Source organism: Curtobacterium sp. MCSS17_015 (assembly GCF_003234265.2).
Classification (GTDB): Bacteria; Actinomycetota; Actinomycetes; order Actinomycetales; family Microbacteriaceae; genus Curtobacterium.
This window is the reverse complement of sequence record NZ_CP126256.1, coordinates 786,844-799,554: the sequence shown is the minus strand read 5'-3', so window position 1 is coordinate 799,554 and position 12,711 is coordinate 786,844. Positions and strand designations below refer to the sequence as shown.

Annotated in this window: 15 protein-coding genes; 7 read left to right on the top strand and 8 right to left on the bottom strand. The window is 72.1% G+C overall.

The features are described from left to right. Nucleotides 1-57 precede the first annotated feature (57 nt). From DEJ18_RS03760 to DEJ18_RS03745, 4 genes are all read left to right on the top strand, one after another. The gene (locus DEJ18_RS03760; protein ID WP_111082046.1) at nt 58-333 is read left to right on the top strand and encodes an exodeoxyribonuclease VII small subunit; all 276 of its coding nucleotides are present in this window, start codon (nt 58-60) and stop codon (nt 331-333) included. Beyond that, nucleotides 330-968, top strand: coding sequence for a DUF4245 domain-containing protein (locus DEJ18_RS03755; RefSeq protein WP_111209602.1), 639 nt, complete (start codon nt 330-332; stop codon nt 966-968). The genes DEJ18_RS03760 and DEJ18_RS03755 overlap by 4 nt, the downstream gene beginning before the upstream one ends. 109 nt (nt 969-1,077) lie before the next feature. After that, nucleotides 1,078-1,692 carry a carbonic anhydrase gene (locus DEJ18_RS03750; protein ID WP_111082044.1) on the top strand — a complete coding sequence of 205 codons (615 nt, stop codon included), beginning with the start codon at nt 1,078-1,080 and terminating at the stop codon, nt 1,690-1,692. Nucleotides 1,693-1,856: 164 nt separating this feature from the next. Continuing rightward, nucleotides 1,857-3,269 carry a class II fumarate hydratase gene (locus tag DEJ18_RS03745; RefSeq protein WP_111082043.1) on the top strand — a complete coding sequence of 471 codons (1,413 nt, stop codon included), beginning with the start codon at nt 1,857-1,859 and terminating at the stop codon, nt 3,267-3,269. 77 nt (nt 3,270-3,346) lie between these two features. Here DEJ18_RS03745 and phoH2 read toward each other — a convergent pair whose 3' ends face one another. The 3 genes from phoH2 to DEJ18_RS03730 all read right to left on the bottom strand — a co-directional run bounded on the left by phoH2 (nt 3,347) and on the right by DEJ18_RS03730 (nt 7,087). Further along, nucleotides 3,347-4,735, bottom strand: coding sequence for an RNA 5'-3' helicase PhoH2 (phoH2, locus tag DEJ18_RS03740; protein WP_502866254.1), 1,389 nt, complete (start codon nt 4,733-4,735; stop codon nt 3,347-3,349). A gap of 299 nt (nt 4,736-5,034) precedes the next feature. Then, nucleotides 5,035-6,147 carry an aminotransferase class V-fold PLP-dependent enzyme gene (locus tag DEJ18_RS03735; RefSeq protein WP_111209600.1) on the bottom strand — a complete coding sequence of 371 codons (1,113 nt, stop codon included), beginning with the start codon at nt 6,145-6,147 and terminating at the stop codon, nt 5,035-5,037. 154 nt (nt 6,148-6,301) lie between these two features. Beyond that, nucleotides 6,302-7,087: an isoprenyl transferase gene (locus DEJ18_RS03730; protein ID WP_258376840.1), complete on the bottom strand. Its 786-nt coding sequence runs from the start codon at nt 7,085-7,087 to the stop codon at nt 6,302-6,304. 76 nt (nt 7,088-7,163) lie between these two features. On the opposite strand from DEJ18_RS03730, the gene trhA reads away from it, so the two are divergent. Further along, nucleotides 7,164-7,883, top strand: coding sequence for a PAQR family membrane homeostasis protein TrhA (gene trhA / locus DEJ18_RS03725; protein WP_111209598.1), 720 nt, complete (start codon nt 7,164-7,166; stop codon nt 7,881-7,883). Nucleotides 7,884-7,965: 82 nt separating this feature from the next. Here the strand turns inward: trhA and DEJ18_RS03720 are convergent, their stop codons facing one another. Then, the gene (locus DEJ18_RS03720) at nt 7,966-8,271 is read right to left on the bottom strand and encodes a hypothetical protein (protein ID WP_111082039.1); all 306 of its coding nucleotides are present in this window, start codon (nt 8,269-8,271) and stop codon (nt 7,966-7,968) included. Further along, complete coding sequence (gene mca / locus DEJ18_RS03715; protein WP_111082065.1) at nt 8,268-9,158, bottom strand: mycothiol conjugate amidase Mca; 891 nt, start codon at nt 9,156-9,158, stop codon at nt 8,268-8,270. The genes DEJ18_RS03720 and mca overlap by 4 nt, the downstream gene beginning before the upstream one ends. A 36-nt stretch (nt 9,159-9,194) precedes the next feature. On the opposite strand from mca, the gene DEJ18_RS03710 reads away from it, so the two are divergent. Continuing rightward, complete coding sequence (locus DEJ18_RS03710; protein ID WP_181431187.1) at nt 9,195-9,713, top strand: DUF4307 domain-containing protein; 519 nt, start codon at nt 9,195-9,197, stop codon at nt 9,711-9,713. A gap of 102 nt (nt 9,714-9,815) precedes the next feature. Then, nucleotides 9,816-10,304 (top strand): transcription elongation factor GreA, encoded by a 489-nt coding sequence (gene greA / locus DEJ18_RS03705; protein ID WP_111209597.1) that lies wholly within the window; start codon nt 9,816-9,818, stop codon nt 10,302-10,304. A gap of 7 nt (nt 10,305-10,311) precedes the next feature. On the opposite strand, the gene DEJ18_RS03700 is transcribed toward greA, so the two are convergent. The 3 genes from DEJ18_RS03700 to ilvA form a co-directional block, all read right to left on the bottom strand. Further along, the gene (locus DEJ18_RS03700) at nt 10,312-10,812 is read right to left on the bottom strand and encodes a SoxR reducing system RseC family protein (RefSeq protein ID WP_111209596.1); all 501 of its coding nucleotides are present in this window, start codon (nt 10,810-10,812) and stop codon (nt 10,312-10,314) included. Then, nucleotides 10,809-11,354 carry a hypothetical protein gene (locus DEJ18_RS03695; RefSeq protein ID WP_111209595.1) on the bottom strand — a complete coding sequence of 182 codons (546 nt, stop codon included), beginning with the start codon at nt 11,352-11,354 and terminating at the stop codon, nt 10,809-10,811. The genes DEJ18_RS03700 and DEJ18_RS03695 overlap by 4 nt, the downstream gene beginning before the upstream one ends. 110 nt (nt 11,355-11,464) lie before the next feature. Further along, nucleotides 11,465-12,709 carry a threonine ammonia-lyase gene (gene ilvA / locus DEJ18_RS03690; RefSeq protein ID WP_111209724.1) on the bottom strand — a complete coding sequence of 415 codons (1,245 nt, stop codon included), beginning with the start codon at nt 12,707-12,709 and terminating at the stop codon, nt 11,465-11,467. Nucleotides 12,710-12,711: the final 2 nt, after the last annotated feature.

Genomic DNA, 12,711 nt, shown 5'->3' with positions numbered 1-12,711 from the left:
CTCCACAGCCGCTGGTCGGCAGCGGAATCGTCGGTGTCGGCTCGGTAGGATCGGACCGTGTCTTCCGAGCAGCAGTCCGAGCAACCCGACGTCCGCTCGCTGAGCTACGAAGCGGCTCGCGACGAACTCGTCCGTGTCGTCTCCGAGCTCGAGCAGGGGTCGGCGACCCTCGAGCGCTCCCTCGGGTTGTGGGAACGCGGTGAGGCGCTGGCGGCGCGCTGCGAGGAGTGGCTGATGGGAGCACGTGCACGCCTCGACGCTGCACGTGCCGCGACGGACGACCGGGCTGCGACCGGGTCCGCTGACGACTCGACGCTCGGCGGTGCCCGATGACCGACCCGGACACCGGCCGTCCGATCGTCGCCGAACTCGGGCGCCCCGAGACCCCTGAGGAGACCTGGGCGCGGAAGGACACCGCGCGGCGTGCCCGACGGGAGCACCAGACGGCGTTCAACCTCGTCCTGGCGCTCATCGCCTCGCTCGGCATCGTGCTCTTCCTCGTCGCGGTCGTCGTCCGCCCCGACCAGTCGATCGACCGGGCGGTGGACTACCGCCCGGTCGCCGAGCAGGCGGACGTCTCCGGTGCGACGCTCGTGGTCCCGACGCTGCCGTCCGGCTACACCTCGAACCACGCCGACTACCAGTCCGGCTCCGCTCGCGGCGTCGCGGTCTGGACGATCGGCCTGCTGACGCCGGACTCGCAGTACATCGGGATGCACCAGGGCATCGACGCGAACGACACGTGGATCGCCGACCAGCTCGACCAGCAGCCGGCGACCGGCTCCCGCACGATCGACGGCACGGAGTGGACCGTGTACGACCGTCGTGACGAGGGCCGGGACGCCGGCAACAACGCCTACGCCCTCGTGACGACCTCGGGCAGTGACACCGTGGTCCTCGCCGGGACCGCCGACGACCGCTCCTTCCGCACCGTCGCCACCGCGGTGGGCAAGCAGCTGCGCGACTAGGCCTCCGACCGGCCCGCACTCGTCGACGAGCAGCACCGGACCGATGCCAGCGACACGACCGACGACACACCGACCCCCGAGAACCCGAACGCCCGAGGAACGACACACGATGACCGACCGCGCCGCCTCCACCCCCGCCGACGCCCTCCGACTCCTCGTCGACGGCAACGCACGTTTCGCCGCCGACAAGCGTCGCACCGGGCGGATCGACCCCGAACGCCGCTCCGAGCTGCAGGGCTCGCAGTCGCCGTTCGCCACCGTCCTCGGGTGCTCCGACTCCCGCGTGCCGTTCGAGCACGTGTTCGACGCGGGCATCGGCGACGTCTTCGCCATCCGGAACGCCGGTCAGATCGTGGACGAGGTCGTGCTCGGATCGATCGAGTTCGCCGTCGTCGCCCTCGGGACCCCCCTGGTCGTCGTGCTCCGGCACACCAAGTGCGGAGCGGTCGCCGCGGCCCGGTCCGGCGAGCCCGTGCCGGCCCCGCACCTCCAGGTCCTCGTCGACGCGATCGCGCCGAGCGTCGAGCGCGTCCGGGCGACCGACCCCGACCTCCCGCAGGAGTCCATCGGGGCGGCGCACCTGGAGTCCAGCCTGAAGGCGATCCTCGACCGCTCCGGCGCCGTGTCCGACGCCATCGCGGAGGGTAGGTTGGCCGTGGTCGGCGCGACCTACGACCTCACCACGGGCGAGGTCACGATCGACACCGTCGTCGGACAGGCCTGACCCGCACGGCCCCGGCCCGCGCCGAGCAGCGCAGGCGGACGCCACGGGAGCGGACCACGCTCCGACGACGACACCGCCCCGGCAGCGACGAGCCGCCGGACGGACACCGACACCGCCCGCGACCGCGACCCGGTGCGAGCACCACGAGGAAGGACCACGACGACGTGACCGACACCACCACCCCCGCCGACGGCGAGTTCCGCATCGAGCACGACACGATGGGCGAGGTGCGGGTCCCCGCGTCGGCGCTCTACCGTGCGCAGACGCAGCGGGCGGTGGAGAACTTCCCGATCTCGGGCACGGGCCTCGAGTCGGCGCAGATCGTGGCCCTCGCCCGCATCAAGCGCGCTGCGGCGCTCGTGAACGGCCGCCTCGGCATCCTCGACGACACCGTGGCCCGGGCGATCGCGACCGCTGCGGACACCGTGATCGGCGGCGAGCACCACGACCACTTCCCCGTCGACGTCTACCAGACCGGCAGCGGCACCTCGTCGAACATGAACATGAACGAGGTCCTGGCGACCCTGGCCTCCCGGGTCGCGGGCACCGAGGTGCACCCGAACGACCACGTCAACGCCTCGCAGTCGTCCAACGACGTCTTCCCGACCTCGGTGCACGTCGCGGTCACGGACGCCCTCATCCGGTCGCTCGTGCCGTCGCTCGAGCACCTGGCCGAGTCCCTCGAACGCAAAGCGTCCGAGTGGGCCGGCGCCGTGAAGTCCGGGCGCACCCACCTCATGGACGCGACGCCCGTCACCCTGGGGCAGGAGTTCGGCGGATACGCGCGGCAGGTCCGCCTGGGCATCGAGCGCGTCAACGCCACCCTCCCCCGCGTCGCCGAGGTCCCGCTCGGCGGCACCGCGGTCGGCACCGGCATCAACACGCCGAAGGGGTTCCCGCAGCAGGTGATCGCCCAGCTGGCCGACGACACCGGTCTGCCGATCACCGAGGCCCTCGACCACTTCGAAGCGCAGGGCGCACGCGATGCGCTCGTCGAGGCGTCCGGTGCCCTCAAGGTCATCGCGGTCAGCCTGACGAAGATCAACAACGACCTGCGTTGGATGGGCTCCGGTCCGAACACGGGCCTCGGCGAACTGCACATCCCCGACCTGCAGCCCGGGTCGTCGATCATGCCAGGCAAGGTCAACCCGGTCATCCCCGAGGCAACGCTCATGGTCGCCGCCCGGGTGATCGGCAACGACGCCACGGTCTCGTGGGCCGGCGCCTCGGGTGCGTTCGAGCTCAACGTCGCGATCCCCGTGATGGGCACGGCCCTGCTCGAGTCCATCCGCCTGCTCGCGAACAGCTCGCGCGTCCTCGCCGACAAGACGATCGACGGACTGCAGGCCGACCTCGAGCGTGCGCGGGCCTTCGCCGAGTCGTCGCCGTCGATCGTCACGCCGCTCAACCGCGTCATCGGGTACGAGTCGGCGGCGAAGGTCGCGAAGCACGCGGTCGCCGAGGGGATCACGGTCCGCGAGGCGGTCGTCGCCCTCGGCTTCGTCGAGCGAGGTGAGGTCTCCGAGGAGCAGCTCGACAGCGCCCTCGACGTGCTCAGCATGACCCGTCCCGCCTGACCCGCCGGGTTCCCGGCGTCGGACGGGAGGCCCGGTGCCGGTCCGCACCGCGCCTCCCGTCCGCGGGTCGGCCGCCGCTACGCCAGGTCCGGCGAGTCGAGCATCTCCGTCACGAGCGCCGCGATGGCAGAGCGCTCCGACCGCGTCAGTGTGACGTGCGCGAACAGCGGGTGCCCCTTGAGACGCTCGATCACCGACGCGACCCCGTCGTGTCGGCCGACCCGCAGGTTGTCCCGCTGCGCGACGTCGTGGGTGAGCACCACGCGCGAGTTCTGCCCGATCCGGGACAGCATGGTGAGCAGGACGTTGCGTTCCAGGGACTGCGCCTCGTCGACGATGACGAACGCGTCGTGCAGCGACCGGCCGCGGATGTGTGTGAGCGGCAGGACCTCGAGCATGCCGCGTTCGACGACCTCGTCGAGCACGTTGTCGGAGACGAGCGCCCCGAGGGTGTCGAAGACGGCCTGTGCCCAGGGGTTCATCTTCTCGGAGGCGTCGCCCGGCAGGAACCCGAGCTCCTGCCCGCCGACGGCGTAGAGCGGCCGGAACACCATGATCTTCTTGTGCTGCTGACGTTCCAGGACGGCCTCGAGTCCGGCACACAGGGCGAGCGCCGACTTGCCGGTGCCGGCGCTGCCGCCGAGCGAGACGATGCCGATCTCCGGGTTGAGCAGCGCGTCGATCGCCAGGCGCTGCTCGGCGGAACGCCCGCGGAGCCCGAAGACCTCGCGGTCGCCACGGACGAGCGACACGGCGCCCGCCGAGTGCACCCGACCGAGGGCCGAGCCGCGCTCGGAGTGGATGACGACGCCGGTGTTGACGGGGACCCCGTCGAGTTCGGCGGTGCGGATCTCCTCGGTCTCGTAGAGGGCCGCGACCTGGTCACCGGACACCTGCAGGGTCGTGATGCCCGTGTAGCCGGTGTCGACGGCGAGTTCGGCGCGGTACTCCTCGGCGGCGAGGCCGATGGACGCCGCCTTCACCCGGAGCGGCAGGTCCTTCGAGACGACGACCACGTCGAGGCCGTCGTTCGCCAGGTTGGAGGCGACCGCGAGGATGCGTGAGTCGTTGTCGCCGAGCTGGAGCCCGGAGGGCAGGACCGACTGGTTGGAGTGGTTCAGCTCGACGCGCAGGGAGCCACCGTCACCGACCGAGACCGGGAAGTCGAGGCGCTCGTGTTCGATGCGCAGCTCGTCGAGGATCCGCAGCGCCTGCCGGGCGAAGTACCCGATCTCCGGGTCGTTGCGCTTCGACTCGAGTTCGCTGACGACCACGACGGGCAGGACCACCGCGTGCTCGTCGAACCGGAACAGGGCACGCGGATCGCTGAGCAGCACCGACGTGTCCAGCACGTACGTGCGCTGGGCGACCGGCGTGGACGAGTCCGCGGCCCGGCTGCGCGCAGCGGTGGGCTGCGGCGAGGTGGACGACGTTCCGCGAGAGACGTTCTGAGAGGTCACGACCACTCCATCCCCGGGCCGCGCTCGGCCCGGTCATGTCCTTCGACGCGGCCACAGGAGCGGTCCCGGAGCACCGACCGTGGCCGCTCCGACCGGGCGCGTTGCCCGATGTCGCCAAGCTACGACGACGGCGCGCAGGGCACCAGCGACACGCCTGATCCGGCGGTTACGGTCGTGTGTCGCCCGGCTGAACGTCCGGGAGGCGCGGGGCGGCACCGGCACGTGCCTCCCGTCAGCGCCGCGACATAACTCGGCTGACGGGGCGACGTGACCGATCGGCGGGACGGCGGTGCCAGCGGGCGGCGTCAGCCCGTCGTGGCGTACGAGACGCAGGCGTCGCGGAACATGCCGAGCGTCTCGTCCGTGGTGGACGCGAACACGGACACCCGCACCTCGCCGAGGCGGGCGGTCGCGGTGACACCGTGGTTGTGCAGCGCCGCGCTGAGCGCCGTGAGTCGGCCCTGCGCGGGTCGGAGCACGACGATGCCGGCGCGCTCCCGGGGGTCGCGGCTGGACTCCACGGGCAGCCCGAACTCGTCCGCGATCTCGATGACCCGGTCGACCCGGTCGGCGACGCGCTCCTGCACGGTGCCGACGCCGACGGCGGTGAGCCGTTCGAGGGACACGGCGAGGCGGGCCTGGGAGACGGGGTCGATCCGCGACATGGTGAAGGCCGCGGCACCGGAGCGGACGCTCGGCACGTCGGTGGGCCAGCCGGTGGTGCCGTGCGGGCCGGAGAGGGCCGGTCGGATCCGTTCGAGGGCCCGGTCGCTGAACGACACGAAGCCGGTGCCCCACCCGGCGTGCAGCCACTTCTGGCCGCCGGTGGCGACGACGTCCGCCACCTCGTACGGGGCGTCGACGACGCCGAAGCCCTGGATGGCGTCGACGATGAGCAGGCGGTCGCCGATGACCTCCCGGATCGCGGCGAGGTCGGCGAGGTACCCGGTCCGCCAGTCGACCAGCGACAGGGCGACCGCGGTGACGTCGTCGGAGAGCCGCTCGCGGATCAGCTCGGGCGTGAGCCAGCCGGCACCCGACTCGATGACGACGGGCTGCACCCGGCCGCCGGTCGCCGAGGCGGCGCTCGCGAGCGCGAGTGGCAGCGACGGGTACTCGTCCGCGGCGACGAGGACCCCACCCGTCAGGCCGAACGCGGTGTGCAGCAGGCCGGGCGTCGTGGCCGGCTGGGAGACGACCTGGTCGGCGCGACGACGGACGAGCCGGGCGGCCACGGCGCGCACCCGGGCGTCCTGCTCGTCGAGCGTCTCCATCGCCCCGAAGCGCATGTGCTCCTGGATGTGGCCGAGGACGCGCTGCTCCTCGAGGACGGCCGTCTGCACGGGGCCGAACGCGGCGTGGTCGAGGTAGCCGGGCTCCTCGGCGAAGCCGGCGACGTACTCGTCGATCGTGGTCACGGGGTGCACCTTCCAGTGGGCAGAACCCTGTGAGCCTACTGGGACCCGTCCATGCGGTCGAATGCAGTCCGCGGAACGCCAGGAGCAGGAGGCCGACGCCCGGCGGGCTCGAGCGGAGGTCGTTCCCTGTGGGGGGACTCAGACCGTGGTCCGGTCAGCCTCCGAACCGCCGCGACCGCAAGCCGAAGTCGCGGACCGCACGGAGGAAGTCGACCTCGCGCAGGTCCGGGTAGAACGCCTCGACGAAGTAGAACTCGCTGTGGGCGCTCTGCCAGAGCAGGAAGTCCGACAGCCGCTGCTCGCCCGAGGTGCGGATCATGAGGTCCGGGTCCGGCTGGCCCTGCGTGTACAGGTGGTCGCCGATGAGCTCGGGGGTGAGCACCTCGGCCAGGGTGTCGAGCGTCCCGCCGCCCTCGCCGTGCGACCGGACGATGCTCCGCATGGCGTCCGCGATCTCGCGCCGACCGCCGTACCCGACCGCCAGGTTGATGTGCAGCCCGGTGTGGTCCGCCGTGCGCTCCTCGGCGCGCTCGAGCGCCGCGACGAGTTCCGACGGCAGACCGTCGTTCGACCCGACGTGCTGGACACGCCACGTGCGGTGGTGCGAGAGCCGCTCGGCCAGGTCGGCGATGATCCCGACGAGCTGGTCGAGCTCCTCGCCGCCACGACCCTTCAGGTTGTCGGCGGACAGCAGGTAGAGCGTGACGACCTGGATGTCGAGGTCCTCGCACCAGGACAGGAACTCGGGGATCTTCGCGGCGCCGGCCCGGTGGCCGTGCGCCGCCGTCTCGAGCCCGAGCTGCCGGGCCCACCGACGGTTCCCGTCGACGATCATCGCCACGTGCTTGGGCTTCTGCGCACCCTCGATCTGGCGACGGATGCGGTTCTGGTACGCACGGTAGAGGAGCCCACGCCCCGCCCATCCCAGCCTGCCCGTCACGCGTCGACTGTAGTGCAAGCACCCCTCGGGAGGACTCCCAGCCGCTCTTCCGTGATCCGGTCGTAGCGTCGAGGGCATGCAGTCAGACCAGGACGCGCCAGCACTCCCCCACGTCCCGTTCACGGAGGAGGCCACCGCCGCGGCCACGACCACCTCCGACGCGCCCCGTCCGGCCTGGCGGGGCTGGATCCACGCCGGCACGTTCCCGTTCGCCGTCGCGATGGGGATCGTGCTCATCTCGCTCGCGGCCACCCCGGCGGCGAAGGCGGCGAGTGCGGTGTTCATGACGACGTCGATGGTCATGTTCGGCGTCTCGGCGACCTACCACCGGTTCCCCTGGGGACCCGTCGTCAAGCGCGTGCTGAAGCGCATCGACCACACGAACATCTTCCTGCTCATCGCCGGCACGTACACGCCCGTCGCCGTCTGCGCACTGCCGCACACGCTCATGGTCGTGGTGCTCTGGGTGATGTGGAGCGGGGCGCTGCTCGGTGTCGCCTTCCGCGTCTTCTGGATCGGTGCGCCGCGGTGGCTGTACGTGCCGTTGTACCTGGCGCTCGGCTGCGCGGCGTTCCTCATCCTGCCGCAGCTCTTCGCGGCGAGCGTGCCGATGACCGTGCTCGTGCTCGCCGGCGGGGTGGCGTACATCCTCGGCGCGGCCGTCTACGGCTTCAAGCGCCCGGACCCCTCGCCGACGTTCTTCGGCTTCCACGAGGTCTTCCACGCCCTCACGGTCGTCGCCTTCGCCGCACAGTGGGCCGGCATCCTCGTGATCGCGCTCGACCCCGTCCGCTGACCCGCCGGGGTCGTCGCACCACACGACGGACGGGAGGCTCCCCACCAGCTGCTGGGGAGCCTCCCGTCCGTCGTGCGTCGCGTCAGCCGCGCTCGGTGTCGTCGCCGACGTCGGCGCGGCCGTCCTCGGCCGCCCGCCGGGTCGGCTCGTCGGTCGCGGCGCCGTCGGAGCGGCCGTCAGCCACCTCGGCCTCGAGGCGCTCCCGCACCTCGGCGCGGTAGCGGGTGCGGCGGATGCGGCGGGTCATGTCCAGCACGAGCAGGATCGTCACGATCGCGACGACCGCGATGGCGACGAAACCGGCGACCCCGGGAGTGACGTCGACGTCGGGGACGCCGCTCGGGCTGGGGCTGGGGGTGGCGGCCAGTACCGCGGCGATGGTGCTCACGCGTGCGCGTCCTCTTCGGATGGGATCCCTGCGAACAGGTCGGACTCGGGGAGCTCGGTGGGCACACGGGCCTCGACGAGCTGGTAGTCCTCGGTCGGCCAGACCTCGGCGAGCAGGTCGTTCGGCCAGTAGAAGAACGGACTGTCGGGCGGCACCTGGCTCGCGTGGGCGCGGAGCGCGGCGTCCCGGGCGTCGAAGTACTCGTGCACGTCGACGTGGGTCGTGGCGAGGTCCGGCCGGTCCGCGAACCGGGCCACCCACTCCCCGAGCTGCTCGATGAGCGGGCTCTCCGGGTCACGGGCGCGGAGTGCGTCGTAGAACGCGGAGAAGCGCCGTGGGTTCATCGTGCGCTCGTAGTACAGCTTCGAGACGGACCACGCCGGACCGGCCTCCGGGTACGCGTCCGGGTCGGCGGCGTCGCGCCACGCAGCGACCGAGACCTCGTGCGTCCGGATGTGGTCGGGGTGCGGGTAGCCGCCGTTCTCGTCGTACGTGACCAGGACGTGCGGACGGAAGCGGCGGATCACCCGGACCAGCGCCGCGGTGCTGTACTCCAGCGGGACCGTCGCGAACGTGCCGGGTCGGACCGTCTCGCCCTTCTCGGCGTCGGGCAGACCGGAGTCGTGGTAGCCGAGCCAGACGTGGTCGATACCGAGAGCTGCCTGCGCGGCGGCCATCTCGGTGCGGCGGAAGCCGGCCATGTCCCGGTGCGCCCGGGCCTTCGCCGCGTCGGGGAGCTGCTCGTTGAGGATGTCGCCGGCCTCGCCCCCGGTGCACGAGACGACGAGGACCTGCGCGCCGTCGGCCACGTACTTCGCCGCCGTGGCCGCGCCCTTGCTCGACTCGTCGTCGGGGTGGGCGTGCACGGCGAGCAGACGATGGGGCACAGCGTTCCTCCACTGCTCACGGACCTGGGGTCGCGGGTGGCGCACGGCGAGCGTGAACTACCCTGGGATCAGGATAATCACCCCGGGAGCCCCGAACTGTCCGATCAGCACCACGCCCCAGCAGCAGGGCCAGCAGCAGCCGGCAGCGCAGGCCTCGACGACCGCGCAGCGCTCGACGACCGCTACGGTCGGAACGCCGACACCCGCCGTCGCGGGAAGCTGCTCGGGATCGTCATCGCGGTCGCGATCGCCGTGGTGTTCGCCGTCTGGGTGATCTGGGCCGGCCCCGGGCAGACCGACCACGGGCTCGACACCGACGACGTCGGGTACGAGGTGGTGTCGGACCACGAGGTCGTCGTGCACACCCAGCTGGCGGTCGACCCCGGGACGAGCGTCGAGTGCGCGGTCCAGGCGCTCGACAAGGCGTACACGATCGTCGGCTGGCGGGTCGTGACGGTCCCGGCGGACGACCAGCGCAGCCGCTCGATCTCGACGCCGGTGAACACCACGACGCGTGCCGTCACCGGCTTGATCCACTCGTGCTGGGTTCCCTAGACTGCTCGGAATCACGATTCGAGACCGGCCGCCGGCCGGTCTCGATTCTTTTGCGCCACACGCCGTGACCGGTCCTGACCGTCCCGGCCGAAGGGAAACGACATGAGCAACGACACGCAGGGCACCTGGCTGACCCAGGAGGCGTTCGACCGTCTCACCGCCGAGCTCGAGCAGCTCACCGGCCCGGCCCGCATCGAGATCGCGAGCCGCATCGAGGCCGCCCGTGAAGAGGGAGACCTCAAGGAGAACGGTGGCTACCACGCCGCCAAGGACGAGCAGGGCAAGATCGAGGCGCGCATCCGCTCCCTCACCGAGCTCCTCAAGCACGCCACCGTCACCGAGGCCGAGTTCGACGGCACCGTCGAGCCGGGCACGGTCGTCACCGCCACCATCGCGGGCGACCCCTCGACCTTCCTCGTCGGCAACCGCGAGATCGTCGCCGAGGGCTCCGACCTCACCGTCTACAGCCCGGTGAGCCCCGTCGGTGCCGCGATCGTCGGCCTCCGCGCGGGTGAGAAGACGACGTACACCGCACCGAACGGCAAGGAGATCGCCGTCGAGGTGACGAAGGTCGAGCGCTACGAGCCGTAGCGCTCGCTCAGCGTGCGGGCAGGGCGTTCCAGACCTCGGCCCAGACCGCCTCGAACCCCACGGGGTCGGTCCTGCCCGCACGGAGCTCGTCCTCTCCGAACGACAGCGCGCCGAGGGCCACGGTCATCAGTCGGGCGTCACCGTGCACCTTCGGTCGGCCGTTGCCGTGGAACGTCGTCACGGTGAGCGCCCGGACGAGTGACCGCACCCGACGCGTCGCCCACCGCAGCACGAGGAACCCCAGCGCGTACCCGACCAGGCCGACCACCGCCCCGAGCGCGGGTGCAGCGGTCCACGTCACCGTGACGACGCCGGTGAGGACCAGTCCGGCGAGGGGCCACGAATGCGCCGCCCGGAGCAGCGCGCGCTCGCGCCGGTCGGTGCCCGGCGGGTAGACCACGAGCGTGCGGGTCGCCCACATCGTCCGGCCGACCGGGCGGACATCGAGCCGACCCCAGCGGTGCGGTCCGTCGACGACCCGGGTCCGGACCGCGCCGACGACGGTCACCGGGACGCCCCGGTGACCGTCACGACCGCCGCCACCTCGCGGTGCGTGAGCGCTCGGCGGCACGGGAAGCACACGAGGTCCCCGACCGCGACGTCGCCCGGCACCACGAGCACGGCGGCGTCTCCGGCGGCAGGGTACGCCTCGGTCGCGGCTCCGACACCCGGGAGGGCCATGACCACGGCCGCCGTCCGGGGCGCGGTCGTGCGGCGTCCGATGAGCCGTGCCTCGTCCAGCACCGCGCAGTCGGGCAGCACGGCGTCGAGTTCGAGCACGAGCCCGGTCGGTGTCCGGCGCACGCCCGTCACCGCCGCGACCGCGACGCTCATCCCCCGCGGTGCCCAGTCACGGGGACGGTAGCGAGGCGGTGACTCCTCGGCCGTGTGCACGCACGGTGTCCCCGCCACGTCGGCGAGACGTGACATCGACACGGCGCTGACCCGGACGTCGTCGCAGGTCGGCTCGGTGTGCACGGGCCAGGCGGCCACGTCGAGCGGGTCGGGGATCGTCGCCCGGAGCGACGGGAGGATCGCGGTGAGGGTCATGCCGACGAGCCTCGCTCCCGTGGCGTCCGTCGGCGCTGCTCCTCACGGGTCGCTGACGCCCCGCCGGCCGATCCGTGCGCGCCGCTGACACTCCGGCGAGCGGCGACCGGTCAGTTCGTGAGCTGCTCCGGACGGAAGCCGGCCTCCTGCAGACGGGCCATCACCTCGTCGGCGTGGCCGGGGCCGCGCGCCTCGATCGACAGGTCGAGTGCGACCTCGCTGATGACGAGTCCCTGGCCGTGACGGGTGTGCAGGACCTCGACGACGTTCGCGCCGGCGTCCGAGATGATCTGCGAGACGCGGGCGAGCTGCCCGGGACGGTCCGGCAGCATGATGCGGATGCCGATGTACCGGGACGCGGCGACCAAGCCGCGTGTGATGATCCGCTCCATCATGAGCGGGTCGATGTTGCCGCCGCTCAGCAGCACCACGGTCCGCCCGGTGTCGTGCACCGCGCCGGACATGATGGCGGCGACCCCGACGGCCCCGGCAGCCTCCACCACGAGCTTCGCGCGCTCGAGGAGCACGAGCAGGGCCCGTGCGACGTCGTCGTCGGAGACCGTGACGATGTCGTCGACGAGGTCGCGGATGATCGGGAAGTTCATGTCGCCCGGACGGGCCACGGCGATCCCGTCCGCGATGGTCGGCGTCGTCGTGATCGTCACCGGCTCCCCCGCCTCGATCGATGACGGGTAGGCCGCGGCGTTCTCGGCCTGCACGCCGATCACCCGGATGTCCCGACCGAGGCGCTCGGCCATCCCCTTCACGGCGATCGCGATGCCGGAGATGACGCCGCCACCACCGATCGGCACGACGACGGTGTCGACGTCGGGCACCTGGTCGAGCATCTCGAGGCCGAGCGTGCCCTGACCGGCGATGACCGCGGGGTGGTCGAACGGCGGGATGAAGACCGCTCCGGTCCGGGTGGCGAAGTCCTTGGCGGCCGAGAGCGCCTCCTCCACCGAGTGCCCGCGGAGCACGACGTCGGCCCCGTACCGGCGCGTGGCCTGCAGCTTCGGCAGGGCGACGCCGACGGGGGTGAAGATCGTGGCGGGGATGCCGAGCTCGCGTGCGGCGAACGCGACCCCCTGCGCGTGGTTGCCGGCGCTGGCGGCGACGACCCCGGCCTCCCGCTGCTCCGGGGACAGTGTCGACAGCCGGTTGTAGGCGCCGCGCACCTTGTACGCACCGGTGCGCTGCAGGTTCTCGCACTTGAGGTGCACGGGCGAGCCGAGCAGCCCTTCGAGGAACTTCGACGTCTCCATCGGGGTGACCCGTGCGACTCCGGCGATCGTCTCGCGCGCGGCCTCGATGTCGGCGAGCGTCGGGATCGGGGGCGCAGTCGTGTCGGTCACGG

Coding starts and splice junctions, on each gene's coding strand:
- DEJ18_RS03755 (WP_111209602.1), top strand. CDS start 330: ATGACCGACCCGGACACCGGCCGTCCGATCGTCGCCGAACTCGGGCGC.
- DEJ18_RS03750 (WP_111082044.1), top strand. CDS start 1,078: ATGACCGACCGCGCCGCCTCCACCCCCGCCGACGCCCTCCGACTCCTC.
- trhA (WP_111209598.1), top strand. CDS start 7,164: ATGCAGTCAGACCAGGACGCGCCAGCACTCCCCCACGTCCCGTTCACG.
- greA (WP_111209597.1), top strand. CDS start 9,816: ATGAGCAACGACACGCAGGGCACCTGGCTGACCCAGGAGGCGTTCGAC.
- DEJ18_RS03695 (WP_111209595.1), bottom strand. CDS start 11,354: ATGACCCTCACCGCGATCCTCCCGTCGCTCCGGGCGACGATCCCCGAC.